Origin of the sequence: Eudoraea algarum, assembly GCF_050589645.1 — a bacterium.
In the GTDB taxonomy this organism is placed as follows: Bacteria; Bacteroidota; Bacteroidia; order Flavobacteriales; family Flavobacteriaceae; genus JBNGOQ01.
This window is the reverse complement of record NZ_JBNGOQ010000002.1, coordinates 656746-683727: the sequence shown is the minus strand read 5'-3', so window position 1 is coordinate 683727 and position 26982 is coordinate 656746. Positions and strand designations below refer to the sequence as shown.

Annotated in this window: 27 protein-coding genes; 15 read left to right on the top strand and 12 right to left on the bottom strand. The window is 46.3% G+C overall.

Features of this window, described 5'->3' with window-relative positions; genetic code table 11:
* Positions 1-119: 119 nt before the first annotated feature.
* The 4 genes from ACRD67_RS09485 to ACRD67_RS09470 all read right to left on the bottom strand — a co-directional run bounded on the left by ACRD67_RS09485 (position 120) and on the right by ACRD67_RS09470 (position 6449).
* The gene (locus ACRD67_RS09485) at positions 120-2144 is read right to left on the bottom strand and encodes a mucoidy inhibitor MuiA family protein (protein WP_430966896.1); all 2025 of its coding nucleotides are present in this window, start codon (positions 2142-2144) and stop codon (positions 120-122) included.
* A gap of 104 nt (positions 2145-2248) precedes the next feature.
* A complete protein-coding gene (locus ACRD67_RS09480; RefSeq protein ID WP_430966895.1) occupies positions 2249-2662 on the bottom strand; it encodes a thiol-disulfide oxidoreductase DCC family protein in 414 nt (137 codons plus the stop codon).
* 70 nt (positions 2663-2732) lie between these two features.
* Complete coding sequence (locus ACRD67_RS09475; RefSeq protein WP_430966894.1) at positions 2733-4904, bottom strand: endonuclease MutS2; 2172 nt, start codon at positions 4902-4904, stop codon at positions 2733-2735.
* Between the two features lie 39 nt (positions 4905-4943).
* Complete coding sequence (locus tag ACRD67_RS09470; protein ID WP_430966893.1) at positions 4944-6449, bottom strand: YfcC family protein; 1506 nt, start codon at positions 6447-6449, stop codon at positions 4944-4946.
* A gap of 73 nt (positions 6450-6522) precedes the next feature.
* On the opposite strand from ACRD67_RS09470, the gene ACRD67_RS09465 reads away from it, so the two are divergent.
* On the top strand, positions 6523-7188 hold the full coding sequence (locus ACRD67_RS09465) for a uracil-DNA glycosylase (RefSeq protein WP_430967159.1): 666 nt from the start codon (positions 6523-6525) through the stop codon (positions 7186-7188).
* Here the strand turns inward: ACRD67_RS09465 and ACRD67_RS09460 are convergent.
* The 6 genes from ACRD67_RS09460 to ACRD67_RS09435 all read right to left on the bottom strand — a co-directional run bounded on the left by ACRD67_RS09460 (position 7175) and on the right by ACRD67_RS09435 (position 11682).
* Positions 7175-8026, bottom strand: a complete 852-nt coding sequence (locus tag ACRD67_RS09460) for a substrate-binding domain-containing protein (protein ID WP_430966892.1) — start codon at positions 8024-8026, stop codon at positions 7175-7177. The two genes, ACRD67_RS09465 and ACRD67_RS09460, sit on opposite strands and share 14 nt — an antisense overlap.
* Positions 8023-8895 (bottom strand): nucleoside phosphorylase, encoded by an 873-nt coding sequence (locus ACRD67_RS09455; protein ID WP_430966891.1) that lies wholly within the window; start codon positions 8893-8895, stop codon positions 8023-8025. The genes ACRD67_RS09460 and ACRD67_RS09455 overlap by 4 nt, the downstream gene beginning before the upstream one ends.
* Position 8896: 1 nt before the next feature.
* The gene (locus ACRD67_RS09450) at positions 8897-9829 is read right to left on the bottom strand and encodes a DUF1835 domain-containing protein (protein WP_430966890.1); all 933 of its coding nucleotides are present in this window, start codon (positions 9827-9829) and stop codon (positions 8897-8899) included.
* 75 nt (positions 9830-9904) lie between these two features.
* On the bottom strand, positions 9905-10234 hold the full coding sequence (locus tag ACRD67_RS09445; RefSeq protein WP_430966889.1) for a translation initiation factor: 330 nt from the start codon (positions 10232-10234) through the stop codon (positions 9905-9907).
* 3 nt (positions 10235-10237) lie between these two features.
* Positions 10238-10693: a hypothetical protein gene (locus ACRD67_RS09440; RefSeq protein ID WP_430966888.1), complete on the bottom strand. Its 456-nt coding sequence runs from the start codon at positions 10691-10693 to the stop codon at positions 10238-10240.
* 38 nt (positions 10694-10731) lie between these two features.
* Positions 10732-11682 (bottom strand): isopenicillin N synthase family dioxygenase, encoded by a 951-nt coding sequence (locus ACRD67_RS09435; RefSeq protein WP_430966887.1) that lies wholly within the window; start codon positions 11680-11682, stop codon positions 10732-10734.
* 142 nt (positions 11683-11824) lie between these two features.
* On the opposite strand from ACRD67_RS09435, the gene ACRD67_RS09430 reads away from it, so the two are divergent.
* The 10 genes from ACRD67_RS09430 (at position 11825) to ACRD67_RS09385 (ending at position 20849) form a co-directional block, all read left to right on the top strand.
* A complete protein-coding gene (locus ACRD67_RS09430; RefSeq protein ID WP_430966886.1) occupies positions 11825-13801 on the top strand; it encodes an alpha-ketoacid dehydrogenase subunit alpha/beta in 1977 nt (658 codons plus the stop codon).
* Positions 13802-13897: 96 nt separating this feature from the next.
* The gene (locus tag ACRD67_RS09425) at positions 13898-14383 is read left to right on the top strand and encodes a lipocalin-like domain-containing protein (protein WP_430966885.1); all 486 of its coding nucleotides are present in this window, start codon (positions 13898-13900) and stop codon (positions 14381-14383) included.
* 4 nt (positions 14384-14387) lie between these two features.
* A complete protein-coding gene (locus ACRD67_RS09420; protein WP_430966884.1) occupies positions 14388-15065 on the top strand; it encodes a YiaD family glycine zipper/OmpA-like lipoprotein in 678 nt (225 codons plus the stop codon).
* Positions 15066-15134: 69 nt separating this feature from the next.
* On the top strand, positions 15135-16262 hold the full coding sequence (locus ACRD67_RS09415; RefSeq protein ID WP_430966883.1) for an NAD(P)/FAD-dependent oxidoreductase: 1128 nt from the start codon (positions 15135-15137) through the stop codon (positions 16260-16262).
* Between the two features lie 35 nt (positions 16263-16297).
* A complete protein-coding gene (locus tag ACRD67_RS09410) occupies positions 16298-16987 on the top strand; it encodes a methyltransferase domain-containing protein (protein WP_430966882.1) in 690 nt (229 codons plus the stop codon).
* Positions 16980-18035 carry a type III polyketide synthase gene (locus ACRD67_RS09405; RefSeq protein ID WP_430966881.1) on the top strand — a complete coding sequence of 352 codons (1056 nt, stop codon included), beginning with the start codon at positions 16980-16982 and terminating at the stop codon, positions 18033-18035. The genes ACRD67_RS09410 and ACRD67_RS09405 overlap by 8 nt, the downstream gene beginning before the upstream one ends.
* A gap of 34 nt (positions 18036-18069) precedes the next feature.
* Complete coding sequence (locus ACRD67_RS09400) at positions 18070-18867, top strand: enoyl-ACP reductase FabI (protein ID WP_430966880.1); 798 nt, start codon at positions 18070-18072, stop codon at positions 18865-18867.
* Positions 18868-18869: 2 nt separating this feature from the next.
* Positions 18870-19313, top strand: a complete 444-nt coding sequence (locus tag ACRD67_RS09395) for a 3-hydroxyacyl-ACP dehydratase FabZ family protein (protein WP_430966879.1) — start codon at positions 18870-18872, stop codon at positions 19311-19313.
* Entirely contained in the window at positions 19306-20580 is a 1275-nt protein-coding gene (locus tag ACRD67_RS09390) for a beta-ketoacyl-[acyl-carrier-protein] synthase family protein (RefSeq protein WP_430966878.1), read from the top strand. Before ACRD67_RS09395 ends, ACRD67_RS09390 begins: the two co-directional genes overlap by 8 nt.
* 11 nt (positions 20581-20591) lie before the next feature.
* Positions 20592-20849, top strand: coding sequence for an acyl carrier protein (locus ACRD67_RS09385; RefSeq protein ID WP_430966877.1), 258 nt, complete (start codon positions 20592-20594; stop codon positions 20847-20849).
* A gap of 21 nt (positions 20850-20870) precedes the next feature.
* On the opposite strand, the gene ACRD67_RS09380 is transcribed toward ACRD67_RS09385, so the two are convergent.
* On the bottom strand, positions 20871-21383 hold the full coding sequence (locus tag ACRD67_RS09380; protein WP_430966876.1) for a YceI family protein: 513 nt from the start codon (positions 21381-21383) through the stop codon (positions 20871-20873).
* A gap of 266 nt (positions 21384-21649) precedes the next feature.
* Here ACRD67_RS09380 and ACRD67_RS09375 point away from each other — a divergent pair, with 266 nt between their 5' ends.
* The 4 genes from ACRD67_RS09375 (at position 21650) to ACRD67_RS09360 (ending at position 26132) form a co-directional block, all read left to right on the top strand.
* The gene (locus ACRD67_RS09375; RefSeq protein WP_430966875.1) at positions 21650-21979 is read left to right on the top strand and encodes a hypothetical protein; all 330 of its coding nucleotides are present in this window, start codon (positions 21650-21652) and stop codon (positions 21977-21979) included.
* 110 nt (positions 21980-22089) lie between these two features.
* A complete protein-coding gene (locus tag ACRD67_RS09370) occupies positions 22090-23205 on the top strand; it encodes a hypothetical protein (protein WP_430966874.1) in 1116 nt (371 codons plus the stop codon).
* Positions 23196-24284, top strand: a complete 1089-nt coding sequence (locus ACRD67_RS09365; RefSeq protein WP_430966873.1) for an Ig-like domain-containing domain — start codon at positions 23196-23198, stop codon at positions 24282-24284. Before ACRD67_RS09370 ends, ACRD67_RS09365 begins: the two co-directional genes overlap by 10 nt.
* A 597-nt stretch (positions 24285-24881) precedes the next feature.
* Entirely contained in the window at positions 24882-26132 is a 1251-nt protein-coding gene (locus ACRD67_RS09360; protein ID WP_430966872.1) for a hypothetical protein, read from the top strand.
* Between the two features lie 29 nt (positions 26133-26161).
* Here ACRD67_RS09360 and ACRD67_RS09355 read toward each other — a convergent pair whose 3' ends face one another.
* Entirely contained in the window at positions 26162-26911 is a 750-nt protein-coding gene (locus ACRD67_RS09355; RefSeq protein WP_430966871.1) for an outer membrane lipoprotein-sorting protein, read from the bottom strand.
* Positions 26912-26982: the final 71 nt, after the last annotated feature.

Sequence of the window (26982 nt, the reverse complement as noted above, 5' to 3'; positions counted from 1 at the left end):
TCCGAAAGATAGAGATGGCTTGTATAAAAAATGCCACAAAATGTATGCCACCCAGGTGTTTGGGTGGCCTTTTTACATAGAAAATTTGCATTCTTCTCCAAAAAAGGGAAGAACAGGTCCTACAAGGAGATGGCTCTGTAGCGTGGATACTTTACCTTAAAGGAGAAACCTTCCTTTTTGTTCTCCTTGCTGTTCAATTCCAGTTTCCAGGTCAATAGCCCTTTCTTTTTATCGTAATCGGCGGTAAAAGTTTCTATTTCACTTACTTTGATTTCCTTGTTTTGCGACTGCGGAATACGGTCCATCAGCTTTAGGGTAATTGGAGTTGACTTATTGTTTTTCACCTCCAGTTCGTAATTCCTATCCAAAATTCGGTTGCTTCCGATAAAAGCGTTGCTCTTAAAATTTTTGTTCTGCCTGCGCACAACGGTAATACTGGGATCAATTCCCAGGGAAACGGACATTTCTTTCTTGGCGATATAGGGATCGATCGCGGTTTTCCCCGCATAACCACCATCAAAATAGACGTTGGCCTCTCCAGGTAACAGGTTATAACGCTCCCAATCCGTAAAGGAGGCGGTGAGAAACACATTCTCATTGACGATCGGGGCCGCAAAGTATTCATAGGTCGCATCGAACTGATAGGTGTTGATCTCTATGGCCGTGATGTCCCCATCCGATACAATGGAGTAGGGCTTTTTAATAACGAACTCCGTACTGGTCACGCCTTCCTTTTGTCGGCTTTTGCGTGTGGTGATCAGGATTACCCCATGAGCTCCCCGGCTTCCATAAATAGAGGTAGCGCTCGCTTCTTTGAGGACTTCAATGGACAGGATTTCGCTTTCGTCCAGGTCGCCCTCGGCAAAGCCGTCCACGGGAACACCGTCTATCAGGTAGAGCGGTAAAACGGGTTTTGGGGTACTGGAATAACCACGTACGCTTCCAGAGGAAGCGGTGCCGGCGGTTCCGTATGCGGTGACCACCACTTCCTCGAGCATCTCAGCGTCTTCATCCAGGCGTACGTTCATCAGGGAAGCGTAGATGGGAAGTTCCTGTGTTCTGAATCCGATATAGGAGATGGCCAGCGTCTGTCCCTCCTTAATATCAAGGGCATAGTTGCCATCAAAATCGGTCTGGGTTCCTATGGTGGTTCCCTTAATGACTACGCTACAGCCGGGTAGGGGAGCACCCGAGGCATCGGTGACTGTGCCTAGCACCCGTTTCACTGTGGGGTTAAAGGCGTATTTGTGTTTTTTGACGGCTCCACTGCCATAACGCTTTTGATGGCGGCTCACAAAGTTGAGGTACTTCGTGCCCAAATCGGGTTTTTCCACATTTAGATGGGGGTTCCCGGTAGACAGGATCACCTTTACGTTCTTCCATGCATTCCCCGTCTTTTGGTAGACCAGGGCCTTGTAGGTCAGTTTTATAGGGTCGTTCATCTGCTTGGATTTGATATCATAGGTAGGGATCCATCCTGCATCCTTTACCGTATAGGTCAGGGCTAGTTGCAGGCTTGTAGCAGCCGGGGCATCAAACCGTATTTTCAGTTTCCCCTGCCTCTTTTCAGGGGCTTGGTTAATTTCAGCCAATTGAAGTTCCAGTTGCTGCAACGCTTCTTTCAACAGTTCAATTTCTTTTCGGGTGGTAAAGATTTCGTCCTTGATAGCGGTTATGCGTTGCCGATAATAGGTGCTAATTTCCTTGATCTTATCCAGATCCAGGGCCTGGGTATCGGAATGGAGTTGTTGGTTCGCTGAAATGAGCTGTTCTTCCACTTCGAGCCCGTTTATCCTGTTTTGCAAAAAGGCAATTTTGGATTGAAGCGCGTTAATTTCCTTTTTCCATTTTGCTACTTCGGGATGGCTCTCGACCTTGGTGAGATAATCAATATCGTAGGACATGGCCAAGATCGATACGGCCTGTAGGCCCGAAACCTGTATACTGTGCTCCTCGATTTTGGCCGAAAGCCCTGTGAATACCATTTCTGTAGTGCCGGCATTTAAGCTGCACTGTGCGGTACGGGTTATTTGAGCTCCGTTCAAATAGACAGTCACTTCCTTTATCGTGGAAGGAACTTGTAGGTCATTGGCAAAACATAGTAGGGGTACAAAGGCGAGTACAAAAGCTAGTTTTTTCATCATTGGCGGATTTAAAGTTTGCTTAAACCTAATCCCATTAATACCAATAACAAACAGCCAACGCGCAAAGCGCTGGTTTCGATGCGTAAAAGGGCGTTCTGATCTAGTTAGCCCAAAAATTTGGCCTTTAGTTCGGCCGTAGGAATCATGCAGGCCTCTTTTTTTCCAAACCAGCGGTAGCGGTTCTTGGCAATGATGTCATAGATTGCATTGCTGATGATGGGAGGAATCCATTCCAGGATGGCCAAAAGTTTCCAACCGCCCCCAAATGCCTGGCCGATCTTTAAAGCCGCAGCGGCCTTGGTATAATACGCAACGCCGGGTGCTACCAAGATAATGGAATCTACCTTGGTGGTGTCTATCTTTCTGGCCTCGATGAATTGCTCGCCAAGTGGACTTTGCAAAGCAGCATAGCGGAAGGTATCCTTGCGGTCCCTTTTGATGATAAATTGCACCGCCCCATTGCATAGGTTACATACCCCGTCGAACAAAATCAATTTTTTTCCTTCTTCCAATTCCATTACACTGCAAAAATACGACTTGTTGGTTGAAATACCTATGATTTGCCTCGACAGAAGGGGCGGGGGTAAACTACTTTTTGGCCTCCACCAGTTCCAATTGATCCACGTTTACCCGTGTGGTGAACATCCCATAATTGACCACAGCCTTATTTTTTTCCAGGCTATCAATGCTGCCCACCGCCTTGCCATCGGGTAAACGTACCCGGTCACCTACTTTGAACATCGGTCTGGGTTTGTTGTTTTCCTTTGCCTGGGTGTTCTTCTTGGCCACCTTTTTCTTTTCGCGGATTACTTTCACCTCACGCTGCACTTCCTGCTCTACCTGGACTTTTTTCTGGCGCTGTTCCTTGAACTCCTTGGCCGTTTTTTTCTTCCGTTTGCTGTTTTCCGTTTCTACGATCCGTAGGAGCTCAGAAATTAAGGGTCTTTTTTTGCTGTCCTGAAAATAGCGTTCTGCGGCGGTGTTCACCTTGTTGCCCAAATAGATCATGCGTTGGTTGTGATCGTAGAGTTCCTGATAGTTTTCCAACTTGGATTTGATTTTGGTATTCATCGCTTCCAGACGTTTGGCCTCGTCCCTTGCCTTGGACTCCTCTTCCTGCAACCGCGAGCCGGTCTTCGCCATCTTGCTGCGTTCCTTTTGCAGTTTGGCAATGGTGGCATCAAAACGCACCTTGCCCCTGGCAATCTTTTTCTTCGCCTTGTTGATAAGACTGTACGGAATTCCGTTTTTCTGTGCCACTTCAAAAGTAAACGAACTGCCAGCTTCTCCCATGACCAATTGAAAGATAGGCTCCAGGGTCTTTCCATCAAAAAGCATATTGGCATTGGCCATATGGGGTAGTTCGTTGGCCAATAGTTTTAGGTTTGCATAGTGTGTGGTAATCACGCCATAGGCACCCCGTTCGTAAAATACCTCCAAGAAAATTTCGGCCAGGGCACCTCCGAGCTCAGGGTCACTTCCGGTCCCAAACTCATCGATCAGGAAGAGTGTATCCTTATTGCACTTTTTAAGGAAGTGGTTCATGTTCTTGAGCCTATAGCTGTAAGTGCTGAGATGATTTTCAATGGATTGGTTATCACCGATATCCGTAAGTACCTTTTGGAAGAGACAGACCGTACTGCGCTCGTGCACAGGAATCAACAGGCCACTTTGCACCATTAGCTGTAACAGGCCTATGGTCTTTAGCGTAATGCTCTTGCCTCCGGCATTGGGGCCCGAGATAACAATGATTCGGTTCTCAGGATGTAAGGCAATGGTCTGTGGATAGGTCTTTTCCCTTTTTAACTTATTGCTTAAATACAATAAGGGGTGATAGGCATCGCGCAGAAACAATTCCTGCTTGTCATTGATGGTCGGCATCAAAGCATTCATATCCTCGGCATACCTGGCCTTGGCCGCGGTAAGGTCCATATGGGCCAAAAAATCCTGATAGTCGGATAGGAGGGAAACGTAGGGCCTTATCTGGTCCGTAAGTGTATTTAGGATTCGCTGAATTTCCTCGGTCTCCTCAAACTCCAGGTTGTTGAGTTCCCGGCTATACCGAAGTGTGGCCTCTGGCTCAATATAAACGATGCTTCCGGTCTTGGAGGAACCCATCACAGAGCCCTTTACCTTTTTTCGGTACATGGCCTTTACCGCAAGTACCCGCCTATTGTCCACCACGGATTCCCGGATCTCATCCAAAAAATCGGCCCCGGAATAGGTGTTAAGGGCAGCGGCAAAGCTCTTGTTGATATTTCCTTTCACCGTATGCATCTGTTGCCTGATACCCTTTAGGTTGACCGATGCACTATCCTTGACCTCTCCAAATTTGTCGATGACCTGATCAATATACTTTGGGATTTCCGACTGTAGTTCCACTACTTCGGACCGTGTAAAGAGGAGGGGGTAGTACGCATGGAATTTTTTAAAGAACTTCTTGTGGGTTGCCATCGTATGGCATAGGGAAGCAATTCTTTTGAACCCGCTTATCTCCAGGGTGGTGTTCTCTATGGACAACAACTTCAATTCGGTGTCTATCCCATCAAAACCGTGATTGGGAATGCGGTTCTCGTTTTCAAAGGACGATAGGTATTCCGAGGTTTGACCCAAGGCCTCTATGATCGCCTCCTTGCTGGCCAAGGGCGTTACCGATTGCGCGCGCAGCTTTCCCAGATCGGTATGGCAGCGATCCGCCAGTTGGTCCAACACCGTGGGGAACTCTAGATCTTCAAGGGTTTTGCTGTATATTGGGTCCATCGCTTTTTTTTGCCGAGGCAAAGGTACAGTATACAACGGTTATATGTAAATGGAAATCGTAAGGGCTGCCATGGCCAGTACGCATAGGATACCCACCAAAGGGAGTACAAATTTCAGCCATTTGTCGTAGCCCACCTTTACCATGGCCAGGGAGGCCAGTATAATTCCGGTCGGACTCACAAATTTAAACAGGCCCACACCGTATTGATAGGCATTGACCACTATTTCACGACCAACGCCCACGGTATCGGCCAAGGGAGACATAATGGGCATGGTCAATACGGCCATCCCGGAGGAAGAGGGGATAAAGAACGATAGCCCACTGTAAATATAGAGCACCACATTGATAAAAAGACCTTTGTGCATGCCTTCGGTCACCGAACTTGCATGGAACAACAAGGTGTCGCTCACCAATCCGTCCTCCATCAGCACGGTAACGCCCCTTGCAATCCCAATAATGAAGGCCACCCCCAGCAGGTCGGCAGCACCTCTAATAAATTTTTCCACAAAGATGCGTTCACTGATGCCAGCAATGAACCCTATGGCGATAGCACCCACCAGGAAAACCGCTGTCATTTCCAAAAACCACCACCCCAATTGGGAAACCCCGTATACCATCACCACAAAACATGAAATAAAGACCAGTAATACGAAGCGCAACCGACCGGTCAAGGCAGGCACATGGCTGGAGGAGCTCCCTGCAAACAGCTGTGCAATTTCGGCCCTTTGATCATATACAAGCGATTTGGAAGGGTCCTTTTTGACCCGTCGAGCATACCGGAGAATGTACAGAAGACATATGGCTACCCCCAAAACCAACATCAACAACCGGGCCTGTAGGCCCACGGTCCAGCTTATTCCTGCGGCATCTGAGGCTATAATGGTGCTGAACGGGTTTACTGTGGATGCCAGGGTACCGATAGATGATCCAATATAGATCGATGCAACCGCTACAATGGCGTCGTACTTGGCGGCAAGGAAAATCGGAATCAAAATAGGGTAGAAGGCAATGGTTTCTTCCTCGAGTCCAAAAGTAGTGCCGCCAAGGGCAATCAGACTGGTGACCATGATGATCAGCAGGAATTCCCTTCCCACAAGTCTTTGGGAAAGCCAGGCAATCCCTGCCTCAAAGGCGCCTGTAGCATTTACAATGGCGATGAGTCCACCAATGATGAGCACCAAAAGGATGATGTCTCCAGCTTCTAGGATACCCTTTAACGGTGCCTGAATAAAGGCGGTAAACCCTTGTGGCCGGGCCTCCAGTTCCCTGAAGGAATCGGGAATACTGATCGGCTTTCCCAACGCCCCTTCCGTAAATGTTTCCAAGGGGATCTTTATTTGCAGTGCATTCAGGGTCTCTTGCGAGGCTTCCAAGGTTTCTGTGCCTTGCGCATTACTCCGTACAAAGGTGTTATTCTCGGTATCATAGGACAATCTATCGAACTGGCCCGCTGGGATGATCCAGGTCAAAAGGGCCACCATGCCCGCAATCACAAAAAGAATGGTATGTGCTGTGGGAAAGGTGAATTTAAGTTTAAACGCCATTTTAGTCAACTAAGGGTTTTGGTGAGGAAAGATATTATTATTTTTGGTGGCAAAGCAAGTATTGGAACATCAAATGAACGTCAACATCCATCCAAGTTGGAAAGCCCAGTTAGAGCAGGAGTTTAACCAGCCCTATTTTTCGACCTTGGCCCATTTCGTAAAAAAAGAATACGGCAGTACGACCTGTTACCCCCGGGGAAAGGACATTTTTGCCGCCTTTGACCATAGTCCGTTCCCCGACACCCAAGTGGTCATTATTGGCCAAGATCCCTACCACGGTCCCAATCAAGCCAACGGCTTGTGCTTTTCCGTGCATGACGGAATTCCCCATCCGCCATCGCTCATCAATATTTTTAAGGAAATAGAGACCGACATGAACCAACCTTATCCAAAAAGCGGTAATCTGGAACGTTGGGCGGATCAGGGTGTACTCCTTTTGAATGCCACCCTGACCGTTAGGGCGCATCAGGCGGGAAGCCATCAAAATAAGGGATGGGAAATCTTTACCGACGCGGTGATCAAAAAGCTTTCTTCAGAGCGGGAAGGATTGATATTTCTCTTGTGGGGTGGTTTTGCCAAAAGAAAGGCAAATCTAATAGACGCCGGCAAGCACCATATATTGAAATCGGGGCACCCGTCTCCACTCAGTGCCAACAGAGGCCTGTGGTTTGGCAACAAACACTTTAGCAAGGCCAATGAAATTTTGATTCAAAAAGGCAAAAAACCTATCGCCTGGTAAGCAGGGATTCATAAGGCATTCTCTTCTTGATTAACTTTAGAAGAAGAAGCTTATCTTGCACGTTATCAAGAACTTCTGCCGTTACTTGAGATTGGCTCCAGCGGGTCAGCTCCAACCACTCTTGGATGTCCTCGAGCTGTTGCCCGTAGCGGTTGGCCAAGGTACGGTCAATGCTTGGAATGGCCTTGAATTCTGAAGTATAGAGGTTGATTACCTCCAAAATATGGACCAAAAGACCGTGGTTTTCATTACTAAAGGCCTCTGTAGTGGCCAGCACAAAACAAGGCCAGGGTGTGGGGCAATCGCCCAAGCTTCTGAAAACCCCTGAATCCACTAAAGGCTTGGTGGTAAAATGTTCCCACATGAAATAATCGGCCTGCCCTTGGGTCAAGGCTTCCACAGCGCTTTCCAGATTGTGGACCACCTTAAATTGAAGCCTCTCCAAATCCCATCCCAACTGCTGGGCATGCACGTAGGCCATTAAATGACTGCCGCTACCCAATCGACTTATGGCAGCAACCGAATTTTCCAGGTCCGCCAGATGTTGGTGAGGTCCCTTGGCGGCCACATGAATTCCCCATAATAGAGGCGAAGCAATATATTCCTGAACAATTCTAGCGGGGTTCCCCTGGCTAATGCTTTTGACCAAACCTTCTGTGAGGATAATGGCCAGATCGGTCTCCTTGTCCTGGAGCATTTGGCACATCTTCCCTGTACCTTCAGGGATATCTGTCCATTCCAGGGCTATGCCGCGTTCAGCAAAAGCGCCCTCGGAAATGGCTAAGTGCCAGGGTAAGTTAAAATGTTCAGGAACACCAACGATCTTTACCTTTTTCAAGCCTCGGTAAGTTTTTGCAAAGTATATTGAATAAGTTCGCGCATGGCTTTTTTGGGTTTATTGGAGAATTCACCCGTACTTCTATTGGCCAAAATACAGTTCATGGAAACTGCACGATGCCCCAAGAGCAAGGCAAGCCCATAGATGCCCGATGTCTCCATTTCCAGATTGGTAATGCGTATCCCTTGGTGCTCAAAACTCGAAAGCTTTGAATTAAGCTCGTTGTCCTCCGTTTCCAAGCGTAGTTTCCGGCCTTGGGGGCCATAAAAACCAACATTTGTGGCCGTAAAACCCTGCCGAACCGAATCGGAAAGGAGTCGTTTTGCCAGGCCCATGTCACAATTGACCACATAGGGAATGGATTTAAAGATAGACCAATTGGTATGATCTATAAAGGCGAGTTGTATCTCTGGATGTTGTACCTCTTCACTCTGATAAAAATGCAATAGATTATCAAAGCCAATGGCGTATTGGCTCATAAGGAAGGAGTCTACCGCGATATCGGGTTGTAAGGCCCCAGAAGTTCCTATCCGGACAATGTCCAAGGAGGAGGCCTCAGGTTTAACCGCCCTGTTCTTAAAATCGATATTTACAAGGGCGTCCAATTCGTTCATGACAATATCAATATTGTCTGTTCCTATCCCCGTTGAAATCACGGTCAATCGTTTTCCATTGAAATGCCCGGTGTGGGTGATGAATTCCCGTTTTCCCTTTTTGATTTCAATGCTATCAAAATACCGCGACACCATGTCCACACGATCCGGATCACCAACGGTGATAATCGTATCTGCGATATCCTCAGGCTGTAGATTAAGGTGATAAATGCTATTGTCGGGATTCAGAATGAGTTCTGACGGACTTAGCTTCATGCTATAGTTTTAGAATTTTATCTGTGGCGGTATTGTAGAGAAAATTATATTTTAATGCGCCGCCCAGATAGACATCACTGTCCCTTATGCTGGAGTAGTAATTACTTTTCCCCTCCAGGATTTGCTTGCCCTTTCGGGTAAGTCTTACAGGATTAAAGGAGGTAAACAAAGGCTTAAGCCTGGATATTGCCCGCTCATATTGGGTGTCGCCATAGCCATAAAAGCCCTGATTTTTTAGGATAACGCCCAAAAGTTCCCGTTTGGAGGATGGTTTTTTCTCCAAAGACAACTGCAACATTTTGTTTTCCATATGGTTTAGGCCATTCTTGATTGAGGGGAAACGTTTTAGGTGTGCGGTAATGGCATCTTCCAAATAATTAAAATTGTAATTTCTGAAATCTGTCAGATGTTCCAAACGAATTGGGCTGTCGCCACAGTAAAGCTGCCAGACATAATCCGCATATTCTATATCGTCCTGGCTAAGACGTGTCCTGTTTTCATAGAGGCCTAACAACTGTTCATCGCTTAATTCACTCAAGCCGTATAGCGTATCGGTTTCGTCTTCCTTGCCACTGCAGACCAGTGATATTTCCGCGTGCCTTCTATGCGCCTTTAACCAACTGATTACGGCGAGCATATTGATTTGACAAAAAAGATCGTATTCGAACCAGAGTACGATACGATCCTGTTGTTTGTGATTGCACAACGAGCGGTATTCCTTTAATGTGAGCTCTATGAAGCGCGATTTGGAAACTTTATAGTGTTTGTTCAGAAATTCGAAGCGGGTCTTCCAAAAAGATTCACTGCCCACATTGGTAAGTGTTTTTCCTTCGCAAAGCATTTCTCTCCAAGTAATAATATCCCCTTTTAGATCCAGGGATTTTAATTTCTCGGTAAAACTATCACCATTAGTAATATGTAGAAGGGAACTCATGTTGGCTGTTGATTAGGTCTTTAACGATTAAAAGTAACATTTAATCTAAAATATTAAAAAAAAATTAACAGAAAACTAACCCCCTACACGCTTCACCCTAAAACCTTTTTCTCTGAGAAGGCTCATAATCTTATCTCTATAGTCGCCCTGGATAATAATGGTATCGTCCTTGAAAGTGCCGCCAACACTAAGTTTGGTCTTGAGTTCTTTGGCGAGTTTCTTGAAATCATCCGTTGCACCCGTGTACCCTTCCAGGAGGGTAACAGGTTTCCCTTTTCTTTTTTCATATTTACAGATGATGGGGTCTTCCTGTAACCAGATATCATTTTTTCTCTCCTGATTTTCTTCGTTTTCAGTGGGAACATGATCTGGGAAAAGATGTTTTAGTTGATCTTGTAAATCCATAGGTCAATTCCTTTTGTTAAGCTGCAGTTGGCCCTGGTCTATTCCTACGGACACCTCTTGCCCGTATTCTAGTCCCGCCACCTTGGGAAGAACAAGCTCCAAGGTCGTTGTTTGCTGCACATGTTCTGTCTTGGTTTTGGGGTCTGGCATATAGATTAATCCTTCGTAGGAGGTTCCCTTGTGAAAGAGGGAAATATCAAAAAAATAGAAATTTTCCGGAGGTATGTGTTCGGACCAATCCACTTGCTCAAAAAAGTGTTTGGGCTTTTTGATCTCAAAGGTATAGGGCGAAATATCGATGTTGAGCGTTCCCTTAAAAAAAGAACTCAGGTCCAACCCTCTTTCCTCAAAAAAAGCGGCCTGCACGCTTATGGTACCTTTGGGATAACGCTGGTCCTGGTTTTTCCCCGAGGCCGCCCCATAGCCTGGAATGACCTTGGCCTGTATTTTTGTCATCATTGTACTTGTGTTGATGTGGTTTTTGACCCGCACATCATTTATTTTTTAATAAGGCCCAATTCAATGAGACGTTCGTGCAAAAACTCCCCTGCAGTGATATCCTCAAATTTTTTGGGATGTTCGGCATCAATACAATCCTCCAGGCAATTCAAGGGCATTTCGCTAATGGGATGCATAAAGAAGGGGATGGAGTAACGTGAAGTCCCCCAGAGTTCCCGAGGCGGGTTCACCACCTGGTGAATGGTAGACTTTAGTTTATTGTTACTTAAACGGGAAAGCATATCGCCTACATTGATCATCAATTCTTCGGGTTTCGCAATAGCATCTACCCATTCGCCTTCGTGGTTTTGTACTTGCAACCCTTTACCATGGGCGCCCATAAGTAAGGTAATCAGATTAATATCCCCATGTGCCGCCGCGCGTACCGCATTTTGCGGCTCGGAGGTAATGGGAGGATAGTGGATGGGTCGCAAAATGGAATTTCCGTTTTTGATATACGCATCAAAATAGGTCTCTTCCAAGCCCAGATGCAAGGCCAAGGCCCGTAGCACATATTTCGCCGTTTTTTCAAGCATTTTATAGGTCTCTTTCCCCACCGCATTAAAACTGGGCAGTTCGTCCACCATAACATTGTCCGGGTATTCCGCTTCCAATTTGGGATTGTCCTCCACGTACTGTCCAAAATGCCAGAACTCCTTTAAGTCGCCCTCCTTTCTTCCCTTGGCATGTTCTTTCCCAAAGGAAGTGTATCCCCGTTGCCCGCCAATGCCAGCAATTTCGTATTTATCCTTTAGCTCTTGAGGCTGATTAAAGAACTGCTTTATTTCGCTGTAAAGATCATCAACCAGCTCTGGGGACAAAAAATGCCCTCTTAGCGCCACAAATCCTATATCCTCAAATGCGCTTCCTATTTCCTTAATGAATTTTTCCTTTCTACTTGAATCTTCGGATAAAAAATCCCGAAGATCTACACTGGGTATACCGCTCATCTCTTAAGTTTAAAAGTGTACTTCAAATTTAAGAAAATAAAAGCTATGTAGGCCCAAAAATATTCCCTTGTTATGCGCAACTTTCCTCGACCCTTTTTGCTACTTTTATCGCGCTTTTAGTGTAAAATTCCAAATCATCATAATGAAATACAAAAGCGGGAAGCTCAGCAAGGAAATACAATTACAGCTCTATAGGGCCATGCTAAGACCCAGGCGTATTGAGGAAAAAATGTTGATTCTCCTGCGTCAGGGAAAAATTTCCAAATGGTTCAGTGGCATTGGCCAGGAAGCCATATCGGTAGGCGTGACCAGTGCACTGACCGAAAAAGAATATATACTGCCCATGCATCGCAACCTCGGTGTTTTTACCACTAGAAACATCCCTTTGCGCCGTTTATTTGCGCAATGGCAGGGTAAGGCGAGCGGATTTACCAAGGGACGGGACCGAAGTTTCCACTTTGGTACGCAGCAGTACAAAATTGTAGGCATGATCTCACACCTGGGCCCCCAATTGGGCGTCGCCGATGGTATAGCCCTGGCCGAAGTATTAAAAAAGCAGCCTAGGGTTACAGCAGTCTTCACCGGGGAAGGGGGCACTAGTGAGGGGGATTTTCACGAGGCACTTAACCTAGCGGCCGTTTGGGACCTGCCTGTTCTTTTTTGTATAGAAAACAATGGATATGGCCTTTCCACCCCAACAGCTGAACAGTATCGTTGCGAACACTTGGCCGATAAGGGCATCGGTTACGGAATGGAGGCGCATCAGATCGATGGCAATAACATTCTGGAGGTCTATACCCAAGTTAAAAAGCTAAGTGAAAGTATGCGCAAAAAACCGAGGCCCATACTGTTGGAATTCAAGACCTTTCGCATGCGTGGGCACGAGGAAGCTAGCGGCACCAAATATGTGCCCAAGGAGTTGATGGCCCAATGGGCAGAAAAAGACCCTATTTCCAACTTTGCGGCCCACTTGCTATCGGAGAAGATCCTAAGCCAGGAAATGATGGGTTCCATACAGCGGGAAATAGATGCCGAAATTGAAGAAAACCTACAGCTGGCCTTTAATGAAGAGGAGATTTCTTTGGATGAAAGTAAAGAATTAGAAGATGTTTTTAAAAATACTGTATACGAGGAAGTTAAACATGGTTCGATAGTAAAAAAAATACGTTTGATTGATGCCATTTCCGATGGCCTGGGACAGGCCATGGAACGGCATGATAACTTGGTGGTCATGGGGCAGGACATTGCGGAATACGGAGGTGTTTTTAAGATTACGGAGGGCTTTGTGGAGCACTTTGGTAGGGAGCGGGTGCGCAATACTCCCATTTGTGAATCGGCTGTGGTTTCCGCGGCCATGGGACTTTCCATAAATGGCATGAAGGCAGTGATGGAGATGCAGTTCGCCGATTTTGTAAGCAGCGGTTTTAATCCCATTGTCAACTATTTGGCCAAAGCACATTACCGATGGGACGAGAAGGCAGATGTGGTCATCCGTATGCCCTGTGGGGCAGGCGTGGGAGCGGGGCCCTTCCATTCACAGACCAATGAGGCCTGGTTTACGAAGACCCCTGGGCTTAAAGTGGTGTATCCCGCTTTTCCTTACGACGCCAAGGGACTTTTGGCTACGGCCATCAATGACCCCAACCCGGTATTGTTTTTTGAGCATAAGGCTTTGTACCGCAGCCTATATCAGGAGGTACCCATGGACTACTATACCCTTCCACTTGGCAAGGCAATTCTGTTACAGGAAGGCAATGATATCAGCATCGTCTCCTATGGAGCCGGCGTGCATTGGGCGATGGAAGTATTGAAGGATCGCCCGGAGATATCGGCCGACCTTATCGACCTTAGGACCTTGGTCCCGTTGGATATGGAAACCGTGTATGCCTCGGTGAAAAAAACGGGCAAATTGGTTATCCTCCAGGAAGATAGTATGTTCGGGGGCGTGGCCAGTGACATATCGGCCCTGGTCATGGAGCATTGCTTTGAACATTTGGACGCCCCGGTACGACGGGTGGCTAGCCTTGAGACCCCAATTCCCTTTGCGAGGAAACTGGAAAACAACTATCTGCCAAAGGAACGCTTCCGCCAGATCCTATCGGATCTGTTAGCTTATTGAAATAGTGGGAATTAACAATTTTAACAATAACTTAACGAGTCTCAAAGATCATTTTTTTCGGTCACTCGTATATAGTATGAACTAAACTCTAATATTATGAATAAGAAGTTGATTTGGTTGCTGGCAGCGACCGCTATCCTCGTTGTTTCTTGCTCAGTTTCCAAAGCGGCAAGAGGTCAACGCAATCTATTGAGCGGCACTTGGACGCTCAATGCCATTTCCTATGAGAACAATACTGGTAACTTTAAATCGGTTATTTTTAACGATGCCGATGACATTTGCTTTGAAGGAAGTCAGTGGTTCTTTAGGGACAACAACAGCACGGGAAAATATACTATCAACAACAGTACACTGTGTAACGGAGGGGAACGCTTTATCCGCTGGTCAGTGGTTGAACGTCCCGAAAGCTATTCGAGTCAATTGCAATTTAAATTCATCGATGAAAAATTAAAGGACATTTCCGGCGGGGTAGGTTATCGTCTTAATATTTCCAATCTTACTGCCGAGGCCATGACCTTAAAATCCAACGTATCGGTAGATGGGGAACCCGTCACCATAGTATATCAATTCACAAAAAACTAAAAACATGAAAAGAACAATAATCAAAGGGGTATCGTTTGCAATGATGGTGGCCATGATTGCAAGCTGCAGTACGGTCAAGAATGCAAATAACACGCAAAAAGGCGCGGCAATCGGTGCTGTTGGCGGTGCTGTTATCGGAGGACTGATCAGTAAGAAAACCGCGGTGGGCGCCATTATCGGAGGTGTTGTAGGTGGTGCCGCCGGTGGCTATATCGGAAACCGAATGGACCGACAGGCAGAGCGCATAGAGTCTGAAGTACCTGGAGCGGAAGTAACCCGGGTAGGTGAGGGGATCAATGTAACCTTTGACGAGAACAGCGGCGTGTATTTCGAGACCAACAAGTCCGACATTAAGGGCAACGCGGCCACAACGCTTGACCGCTTGGCGGGAATTTTTAAGGAATACCCAAATTCCAATATTCTTGTGGAAGGTCATACGGATAGCTCTGGAAGTGACACATATAATATGACGCTATCCCAAAAAAGAGCGGAATCCGTCACCAAATACCTTGCGAGCCAAGGAGTATCCATTGGTAGATTTACCACAAAATGGTATGGGGAGACGCAACCCCGGGAGGACAATGCCACTGCTGAGGGTAGGGCCAAGAATCGTAGAGTGGAACTCGCCATTGTGGCCAACGAAGCTTTAAAGCAGGAAGCAAAGGAAAAAACAAAACAATAGTTTATTGTCCCCTAGAAAATCCCGGTAATACACCGGGATTTTTTAGTTTAGAATACGTATCTTCCTAAAGTGAACGATTACGATCTTATTATTGTTGGCGGGGGATTGGCAGGACTTACGGCAGCTTTGCACATAGCCAGGGAAGGGTATACGGTCCTGGTCATAGAAAAGCAACAGTACCCCCATCACAAGGTATGCGGCGAATATGTTTCCAATGAAATATTGGATTACCTAGACCATTTGGGCGTGTCCCTGACGCAGGCCAAAGCGGTGTCCATTGACACCCTGGAATTAAGCACCATTGCGGGGAAATCGTTGCGGGCCAAGCTTCCCCTGGGAGGCAAGGGCATAAGTAGATATGCGCTGGACAGGCTTCTGTACCAACGCGCCCTTTTCCTACAGGTCAATTTTGTCTTTGGGAGCGCCACCGCGGTAGGTTATAACAACAATCTTTTTACAGTTACTACGGATACGGGCCGCATCTTTACGGCACCTATCGTGATCGGTGCTTACGGCAAAAGAGCTAACCTTGATCATCATCTCAACAGGAATTTCATCGGGCGGAAGTCGCCCTGGCTGGGCGTCAAAGCACACTATAGACATGATGGATTTCCGGAAAATCTGGTAGCCCTGCACAATTTCCGGGGCGGGTATGGCGGACTTTCCAAAACAGAGACCGGGGCGGTGAATTTTTGTTATTTGGTTTCATACAATAGTTTCAAAAAGGAAAAGGACATTGAAAGCTTTAATGCCAATGTGGTAAAAAGAAACCCCTTGCTGGGTGCATTCCTGGAAGAAGCCCGTCCTTTGTTTGAACGCCCACTTAGCATTGCCCAAATATCCTTTAGCCCAAAAAAAGCCGTGGAAAACCATGTACTCATGTGCGGGGATACGGCCGGACTGATCCACCCTTTATGTGGTAACGGCATGGCCATGGCCATACACAGTGCTAAAATTGCGGTAGAATTGATCTGCAGATACTTCAAGGACAAACATTATGATCGGGCCGTCATGGAGGCCGATTATACCCGAAAATGGAATAGGACCTTTAGGGGCCGATTACAAATGGGAAGACTGTTGCAGTCCGTCCTATTGAACCATACGCTGTCTGATCTGTCCATGGGAAGCGTGGCAAATTCGCCCTGGCTGTTGAAGGGATTGATACGGAAAACTCATGGAAACCCCGTTGTTGTTTAATGGACTTATCGTTACGAAATAGAGAAACCGAATTAATGGACGACCCAAGGATGGGTACGGAGGTCCTGGTGGAAGTGCTAAAGGATATCAACAGGTCCAACAGGATGTTGGGGGGGAACAGGATTACCATAAAGGAGGTTGAACGCTTGGTCCGTGCCTATCCTAAGGAAAGTTATACCATAGTGGATATGGGTTGTGGCGATGGTGCCATACTAAGGGAAGTAGCCCTGCGCTTTAGAAAACTGGGAGTCCTGGTTAAATTGATCGGCGTAGACCTCAGCGAAAAGACGCTGGACATTGCAAAGAAGGCCAGCTTCAAATTTCCGGAAATCCATTTTCTCCAGAAGGATATCCTGGATATGAAAACGACCGATCTGGATTGCGATATCATGCTGTGCACACTAACCATGCATCATTTTGAAGATGGGCAGATTCCCATTTTTTTGGAAAAATTTGCAAAGCTGGCGTCTATTGGCGTGGTTATAAATGACTTACACAGAAGTTATTTGGCCTGCTATCTTTTTAAAGCTTTTCGTCTTATTTTTATAAAAACAAAAATTGCTAAATACGATGGATTGCTCTCCATCAAAAGCGGCTTCACAAAAAAAGAATTGGTTGATTTTTCCCGGAGATTGCCAAATGTAAGGCATACAATTCATTGGAAATGGGCCTTCAGATATGTATGGGTCATTGAAACGGCCCGACTAAGCGCGATGTATGAATGATATAAGAATAACAACGGTAGCGAAGCAGTTGCCCCCCCATAGCCGTGATACCAAGGAAATACTGCCCTTTGTGGAAATGTGGTTGGCCGATCAAGACGAGCGTTTTCGACGCAAGGTGTTAAAGATTTTCGAAGGGGCGGCAGTAGATCGGCGTTATGGGATCATGAGTATTGAGGAAGTATTTACGGCCACCTCCTTTCAGGAAAAGAATGATATCTACGTCAGGGAGGTCAAGAAATTGGGTAGTGCGGTATTAAAAAAGGCCTTGGACGAGGCAGGCTGGGAAGCAGATTCGTTGGATTACATCATCACCGTGAGTTGTACGGGAATCATGATCCCGTCCCTGGATGCCTATTTGATCAATGCACTGGAACTCCGACAGGATGTAGTGCGTTTACCGGTCACGGAGATGGGTTGCGCCGCCGGAATATCTGGTTTGATCTACGCCAGTAACTTTTTGAAATCAAACCCTGGTAAAAGGGCGGCCATAGTGGCCGTGGAAAGTCCCACTGCCACCTTTCAATTGAGTGATTATTCCATGGCCAATATGGTCAGTGCCGCAATTTTCGGGGATGGGGCGGCCTGTGTGTTGCTTTCCTCGGAAGAAGGTGCCAACGGACCCAAAATTAAAGGAGAAGAGATGTATCATTTTAAGGAAGCAACGCATTTAATGGGATTTGACCTTACCAATACTGGGCTCCGTATGATTCTGGACCCTGCGGTTCCGGAAACCATTGCATCACATTTCCCAAAAATCGTGCACCCCTTTTTGAAACGGCATGGCACATCGATCAGGGAGGTGGATCATCTGGTTTTCCATCCAGGGGGCCGCAAGATCGTGCAAACGGTGGAAGAGCTGTTCGGAGCGCTCGGGAAGAACCTGGATGATACCAGGGAGACCCTTAGGCGCTATGGCAATATGAGCAGTGTTACCGTACTCTATGTGTTGGAACGTTTTTTAAAAAAAGATATCGCAACTGGTGAACAAGGTTTGCTCCTTAGCTTTGGACCGGGTTTTTCCGCTCAACGTGTTTTGTTGGAATGGTAAGTCGCCATGACGCGTATAATGTGTAAGTTTGATTATGATTAAACACAGTTCTTCTTCCAACGAATGGGCCCTCATTATAGGAGGGAGTAGCGGGCTTGGATTGGCGACGGCAAAAAAACTCGCTGGCGAAGGATTCAATATTATTATAGTTCATAGGGATAAAAAGTCTGATTTACAGAGTATTGAAAGTGATTTTAAAGAAATTACTTTAATTGGAGTGGCCTTCCAAAGTTATAATATGGACGCCCTTCATCCTGAAAAACGGACAAGGCTGATACAACAGATAAAAGGAGTGTTGGGGCCTGTGGGAAAAGTAAAGGTATTGGTGCACAGCATAGCCAAAGGAAACCTCAAACCCATGCGATCTGCTACGGATAGGGTACTGGGCAATGCCGATTTTCACCTTACCCTTGATGCCATGGCCATAAACTTGTACGATTGGGCCCAACTGCTGATAAGGGAAGACCTGTTTGCCTCCGATGCCCGCATTGTGGCATTCACAAGCGAGGGCAGTGTACGGGCATGGCCCAATTATGGGGCCGTCTCAGCTGCCAAGGCGGCACTGGAGGCCATTATCAGAAATATGGCATTGGAATTCGCTCCCTTGGGCATCAGGGCCAATGGTATACAGGCAGGGATAACCGAAACCAAATCGTTCAAGCAGATTCCGGGCCATGAGGCCCTAAGGAAACATGCCCTGGAGCGTAACCCCCATGGCCGGTTGACCCGGCCCGAAGACGTGGCCAATGCCGCTTATTTGCTTTGTACCGAGGAAGCCCAATGGATAACGGGAACGATCATTACCGTAGATGGGGGAGAGAGTTTACAATAATTATGGAGTACAAACCTATTTTGGACAGATTGCCCTACGCCAAGCCCTTCCTGTTTGTGGACCAACTGCAGCAGGTGGATGAAGATGGAGCCAAGGGCAGTTTCACTTTTAAGAAAGAAATGGACTTCTACGAGGGTCATTTAAAGGGAAACCCAATTACCCCAGGAGTTTTGTTGACGGAATGCTGTGCCCAGATCGGGCTGGTTTGCCTGGGCCTTTTTCTATTGGGATCTGAGGAACTTAAGGAAGCCAAGATCGGGATGAGCAGTGCGGACATGGAATTTTATTTGCCGGTTTATCCCGGGGAAAGGGTGTGGGTAAGCTCAAAAAAAATATACTTCCGGTTTCACAAATTAAAATGTGAGGTAAAAATGCATAATGATCGCGGAGAGCTGGTCTGCAAAGGGACGATTGCCGGAATGATTAAATCAAGTGACCATGGGTAAACGCGTTGTAATTACCGGTCTTGGGGTCTGCGCCCCCAATGGGATAAACCTTCCCCTTTTCCTCAGCGCCCTTAAAAAGGGAGACAGCGGCATTCGTTTTCATCAAGAACTAGCTGATTTGAATTTTGCCTGTCAAGTTGCTGGAAAACCAATACTTACAAATGAACATATCAACAGATACTTCACATCGCTGCAGCGCAAGGGATTGGCGGCCAGCGGGCTAATTTACGGCGTAATCGCGGGTACCGATGCCTGGAAGGATGCTGGTTTGGGCATAGCTCCCAAGGAAACTCCGTTTTGGGACGCCGGTATTATTTTTGGTACTGGTATTTTGGGAGTCGATAAGTTTAGGGAATCCATCCACCTGGTGGATGCCGGTGATACACGGCGCTTGGGCAGCACGGCCGTTTTGCAGACCATGGCCAGTGGTATCAGTGCTTATTTGGGCGGTATATTGGGATGTGGCAACCAGGTGACCACAAATTCCTCGGCATGTACTACGGGAACCGAAGGTGTACTCATGGCCTATGAACGAATCGCTTCGGGAAAGGCAAACAAAATATTGACGGGCAGTTGTAGCGATAGCGGTCCCTATGTATGGGGAGGATTTGATGCTATGCGCATATTGCCAAGGCGTTATAACGACCGGCCAGTCCAAGCAAGTAGGCCCATGAGCGCTTCAGCGGCGGGATTTGTTCCGGGCAGTGGAGCAGGGGCCCTGGTACTGGAATCCCTGGAGAGTGCACGGGAACGCGGGGCAAAAATATATGCAGAGGTCAAGGGAGGAAGCATAAACAGCGGAGGACAACGTGCGGAAGGCAGCATGACCGCTCCCAATAGCGATGCTGTGCGCAGGTGTATAGAAGAGGCCCTTAAGGCCTCGGCTACGGAAAAGGACGAGGTTGATGCCATCAATGGACATTTAACAGCAACGGCCAAGGATCCCGTGGAAATACGAAATTGGAGCATGGCCTTGGAGCGTTCCGGTTCCCGGTTCCCCTATGTAAACTCCTTCAAAGGGTTGTTTGGGCACTGTTTGGCCGCCGCAGGTAGTATAGAATGTGTGGGTAGCGTTTTACAATTCAGCGAGGCACAGTTGTTCGGAAATGCCAATTGTGATGACCTGCATCCGGAAATTGCCGCACTTGTGGATAACTCCAGGATTCCTCGGAAAACTTTTGTATATACGCCAAAAGTCATTGCAAAAGCAAGTTTTGGTTTTGGGGATGTCAATGCTTGTGTTATTTTTAAGGCCTATAAGGATTGAACCCCATTGCTATGCAAGATGAACAACGGTACCAAAAACTAAAGGAAATCATTAAAATTTACCTCCCCGAGGACGTATCGGTAGATCAGGTAGGCCAGGAAAGCCATTTTATAGAGGAGCTAAATATCAACTCGGCCAACTTGGTGGACATTGTCCTTGATGTGGAGGACACCTTCGATATTATGTTGGAGAACGAGGATATGGAGCAAATGCAGACGGTGCAGGATGCTTTGGCCATTATTGATAAAAAATTACAGCACAAAAACTAATCCATTCCAAGCAGATCCACCTTAGCCGGCTAGGGAAAGTACAATCTTGATGGCCACCTTGTTTTCTTCCCGCTTCTTTTTGATGTGGATACCAAAATCCGAGGTGTATAAGTTGGCGGTTCCTATCAATCGGTTTCCCTTGGCTTGGAATTGAAAGTCAAGCGGCTTGGTAATGCCTTTGATAGTAAGCAGCCCCTTCACCGTAATATCTTCACCCTCCGCATATACCTGCTCACTAACAAAGTGGATGCGAGGGTGCTTTTTTTTGTCAAAGTACTTACCGCCTTTCAGGTGCCAATCCCTAAGGAAAATGCCTGTTTTAAGCGTTTCTACAGCTACGGATCCGCTAAATTTGGAATGCTCCAAGTTTTGTAGGTCGATATCCGAACTGGATTCAAATCCACTGATGCTTCCATCGACATCCTTGGATAAAAAAACAAAACTGACCTGGGCCTCCGTCACCGATTTGGGGACGGACGGACTCAAGGAAGCCAAGGTGGAAAGGAGTAAAAGGAATAGGGTTGTAGCTTTCATTTTTTATTTCTTTTTCGAAATCAAAAGTAAACCAAACAATAGAAAAACAAAACTGATGCCATTCTTTAACGGACCTCCCTGCTTTCCTTTATTTGACCTACTAGGTAGGAACATCTGTGTTTTGTTTAGGTTTAAGATTACATCAACTTTAAGAAAATAAAATGTTAAAGTCTGATTTTCCGATAATTAGGATTGATTTGCATTTGTATTATTTGTAACTTAAAGGACCAATAAGTTCAACAACTCCACCCAAAATCTAAAGGAACATGAATACTACATCTCCCATCACGGATAAGCTCGATAGCAATGCCTGTCTGCTTCGCATGGAGCGCAACCACAGGGATCTTGCGCAATTGAGCAAGAAATTGAATTCGTATATCTGCGAACCCAGGACCTATACTTTGTTCGAACGCATAGAAATCCTAAGAAATCGGCTGGAACGCCTAAAGGATAACAATTCGGAAATCATGGCTTCGCTTAAGGACCACAAAAAGAACCTGGGTAACCAGGTAGAGCGTATAAAACAACAATTCATGGAGTTCAGGGAATTGGAAAAATGTGTGGCCGAATACATGGCAGGAGCCAGAAACTGTTAACGTTGTATTCCCCTGTTAATGTGTGCTATGCGTTAAACTTTAGTTAATTGAATTTATCCGTGAGGTGATTTATTCCATTAATCGATACTTTAAGAAAAAATTATACTTCGATGAAAAAATTACTCTTTGGCCTTATTTTAGGTGGACTGGGGTGGGTCACCATTTCGGCCTTTAACGAAACAAAAAGCACACTTACCGATGGTTTTCTTATAGGAGACCCGGAAATCGCATCCATTACTAGCCTGAGCTTTGGACCTGAGGGCATTCTTTTTATTGGGGATTCCAAAAATGCCACAATCTATGCCCTGGACACTGAGGATGCCGACCCCAAAGACGAATCCGCGGAAATTAATTTGGGAGATTTTGACACCAAGATTGCAGCTTCATTGGGCAGGACCAAGGATCAGATAAAGGTTACGGATATGGCGGTGAACCCTGTATCCAAAACGGTTTATTTTTCCGTGAACTTGGTGGATGGCACCCCTGTACTATTAAAATTGGAAGAGGAAGCTTTGGTCAATATCCCATTGAACAACATCGGCTACAGCAAAATAGCACTTAGCGATGCCGTAGAGGTGAATGCAGAGGACAAAAGAGGACGGCCCTTAAGGATTTGGGCCATTTCCGATATGAAGTACCATAAGGGCAAGATACTGGTCTCCGGACTTTCCAATAAGGAATTTGGATCTACCTTTAGGAGTATTCCCTTCCCTTTTAAGGATACACAAGACTACGCCTCTTTGGAAATTTACCACGCAGCCCATGGACAGTACGAAACCTTTGCTCCCATCAAGACCTTTGATGTCATCGCTTTGGAGAATAAGGAATACCTCATGGCAAGTTATACCTGTACGCCTTTGGTACTATTTCCCATGGAGGAATTAAAGGAGGGTAAACATACCAAGGGCAGAACAGTGGCCGAATTGGGCTCTGGAAATTCCCCTTTGGACATGATCTCTTTCGAAAAAGAAGGCAAGCCTTATTTTCTAATGTCCAATACCAACCGTTCCGTGATGCGGATAGACTATACGACCATTGCCGATTTCAAAGAATCCTTAACGACTCCCGTAACCGAATTTGCAAAGGCTACCGGAGTAGGTTATGTTTCACTTCCCATGGTAAATGTTTTGCAATTGGACAACCTGGACGCCAACAAAGTGGTGTATATGCAGCGAACCTCCAGCGGTGAACTCATATTGCGTAGCAGGTCTACCAAATGGATGTAATTCCTTCGGGCGTTACCGATAAAAAGATCAAGGTGTACTTGGTCTTGTTTTGCTTTCTAACCGGGTTTGGCTGCAAAAAAAATACGACACTAACTGCTACCCAAGTAAATTGGACCAATAAAAAAGCGGTAAGTGTTGCTTTCGCATATGAGGGGCCCGCCCAAGGGCTAGGGATATATGTTGCGAACGGCAAGCAGGCGGTACTGGGGCAGTTCTCCATCAAAGAGGGCGCTTGTACCTTTGTACCAGCGGTTCCATTTGCTGAGGGCCAAGGCTATCAAATAAGACAAGGGTCCACGACCATAGGGGAGTTCCAGATTGGGAGAACAAAAACTGAGCGTCCCAAGTTGTTGGCCATCTACCCTAGTGCGGATACCGTACCCGAGAATCTCCTTAAAATATATTTACACTTTTCAGAACCCATGCAGGAAGTTGGAAACGCCCTAGACTTTGTTTCGGTGACGCATAGGGAGGAAAACCGGGAAGTGCCCGTTTTCCTTGAACTGCAATCGGAACTTTGGAATGCGGACCATAATCGCCTTACGCTCTGGTTAGATCCTGGAAGGATCAAGACCAACCTAATTCCTAACCAGGAGAGAGGACTGCCCCTCCGGAAAGGGAATAACTATACCATCTCGATATCCAAAAACTGGAAGGATGCCCATGGAATGGAACTGGGGGAAACCGGTATAAAAACGTTTTATGTTGCGCATCGGGACGGGGAAAGGCCTTTGCCGGAACACTGGACAATACATGTACCCAAACCAGGCAGCTTAGAGCCTTTGATCCTTGATTTTAACGAGGCTATGGACGCTACTCTGGCTACCGAAACCTTTCAGGTACATCGGTCAGGGGAAAATGAAATACGCGGTACATACACCTTGATGAATGAAGAGCGTTCCCTTCTTTTTTTGCCAAAGGAACCCTGGTCCAAAGGAAGTTATACCGTTATCGTGGAATCCCGTTTGGAGGATCTGGCGGGAAACAATCTGAACCATCTATTCGACAGCAAGCTCGATCTTGCCTCCGCCATGGAGCCAACATCTGAAAAGAAGCGGATTCTCTTTGAAGTACTTTGATGGGGAATGAAATAGGGGCCAGGCTTATGGGAAGCCCGACCCCTAAGGTTCAACTAACTAAATCTAAGGGATGGTACGACAAAGCTTGCCGTTTATCTGTTGAAATTTCTGTGCTCGGCCCAGCGGACCCTTTTGCTGTCCCGATAACTCGAGAAGAAAGAAAATCGCTTTGATTCTGTCGGTGTTTTATTAATTGCTGCTCTCATGTCTATTGCTTTTAGTGTTGTTGTTTATGTTTTTTTGGGCCTATCGTTTATCGGCTTATATCTGGCCCCTTTCTGTGTTCCAACCAAAACCGAACAAGTAATTTAGGATTTGGTATACGCCGTTCTTATCCGCTGCATTCATGATGTTTGTTTTTTGATTTATACTTAATAGACGCCGTACTAGTGGTTTTGTTACAGTACTATGTAATAAATAGTACCATTTTAAACATTATTTAACATTTTCGCTATATAACCATATTTTAAATAGTTGTTATTCAGCGCATTAAAGAATATCGAATTTTCACGCTTAGCAAAGCGATTCCCCAACTATGGTTAGGGTTCGGAAGAGAAAGGGCTATGATGCCGTTCCCAAGGGCATAAATAAGGCCCTATGAAGATTGACGAGCGTAGCAGGACTAGGGCAGGGGAGACCGTGCAACGGATTCGGTATGGCATTTCATCGATCAGCGGGAAAATTTTGATAATAAAGCACGATCCGGGGAGTTATATAAGTACCTCAATGAAAACACACAAAATGAAACTTAACTGCACCCCAAGACCGTTTACCGTTATTCTTATTGTTTTTAGCTTCCTTATGCTGATTGCTTCCTGTAGCAAGGACGATAGCGTGGAAGGCGAAGATGACATGTCACAGACCGATGATGGGCCTATCGATACGAATGATGACGGACCGGCGCCCTCCGGATCTATTTTCTTTGAAGACACCTTTGTTCTTGACGAGGAAAGGATGCTCGTTAACTTTGTACTACCGCAAGCGACCTATGATTCCTTTATCCAGGGTGATGGTGATGTGACCATGGTCACGGAAAAGGCATACGAGTATTTTAATGATGAGTTCGACTATATTGTCATTCTTTCCGTAGAAACCGTACAACCCGACGGACTCTTTTTTGGAAGGTCCACGAGTGTTCAAAACCAGGTACAGGGTATTGGATCGGGCATCTTTGATGGCACCTCCAATTACGGTTCTGCGGGCCGACTCAAGAGCGTCATTTATATGCCACGGACCGAATATGTGCGAACGGGCCCTTTTTTGCATGAAATTGCACATACCTGGGCCAACCATGGTTTTATTCCTACCACAGTGGGTGGTCATTGGGGCTACGCCAGTGCCGGAGGGCAACTGGGCGGCTTTGATGAATTGGTGTCCTTGGGAGGGAACAGCTATAGGGGCAGGTTAAACGGAGGCGATGGCTTTGGTACGTTTGCCAATGGCGGAAATTCCGTGCCTTATGGAAATATAGAACTTTATGTGATGGGGCTGATCGGGGCAGACGAGTTGCAGTCGGTGCAGGTGGCCGTTAACCCGGCCCCTGGTTCCACTTTTGGGGAATTTACTGCCGATGCCATAGATACCCATACTGCAAGTGATCTCATTGCCCAGCATGGCGCCAGGGTGCCCAACGCGGAAAATTCACAGAAGGAATTTAGTGCACTGGCCATCATTATTTCGACCGAGCAACTGAGTTCTGCCAAAATAGAGGATGTTAGTTCGGACCTGGAAAATTTTTCCCGCACCGCCACTCCCGACAGCTCTTGGGGCTCTACCTATAATTTTTGGTTGGCTACGGATGAAAAGGCCTCGATCCGATTTAAGGTTCTGGAGGCAGATATTCAATAATAGCGCCCACTTCCTTTGGAATGATGTCATCAATCCCCGGGAAATGAAAAAGCATCATCGGCTACCTCAGGGTTAAGTTCTATACGTTCTATGGTAAGTAGGTTTCCGGGTTCCCCTACCATACCTTGAATCAGGAAAAAGGGAAAATACAGTCCCTCTACCTCCTGATAATCGCTCATGACCACCTCTTGCATCTGTCCTTTTTCTTTTCCGTACATAATTTCCGAATGTATGGCAACAGGAAAAAAGCGTACGGCATCAAAAAAATAAAAGGACACATCTTCCTCTTCCTTTCCATCTATGGTCAAAGGCTCCTTCACCAACTTTATCTTAAAGGCCTCGTTTCCGTGAACAACGGCCTTGCCTAAAAGTTCAACAGTATATCCCTTTTGCTTGTAGTCCAAGAAAACTATAGGGAAGTCGTTGGATCTGAGTTTAAAGTTCTGGGTTGTTTCCGCATCGCTCTTCTCGGGTTCCAGGGTAATAAAATTATGGCCCCATAGGGTTTCGCCGTCAAAAACCCGTTGCTTCAGTTCGTTTCCATGAAACTGGATTATCGTCATCTGACGGCCATCCTTTAACTGCACAATTTGGAAAGGGATTTCCGTACCCCTTTGATTTACGCTGGCGGTCATTCTTAAACCTTGAAGCATACGAAGCTTTTCCTGGCCACCTATGTTCTCAATATAGGTGGTCAGAATCTGATCTACGGTCTGGGCTTGTACAGGCTTAGAAAAAACAAATAGGCATAGCGCAAGGCTAAGCTGTAGTATTTTCATTACCAAGCATTCTTTAAATTAGTCACTCGTATCAAATATAGATCATATCCTTCGGTTTTAGCAATTTTGTG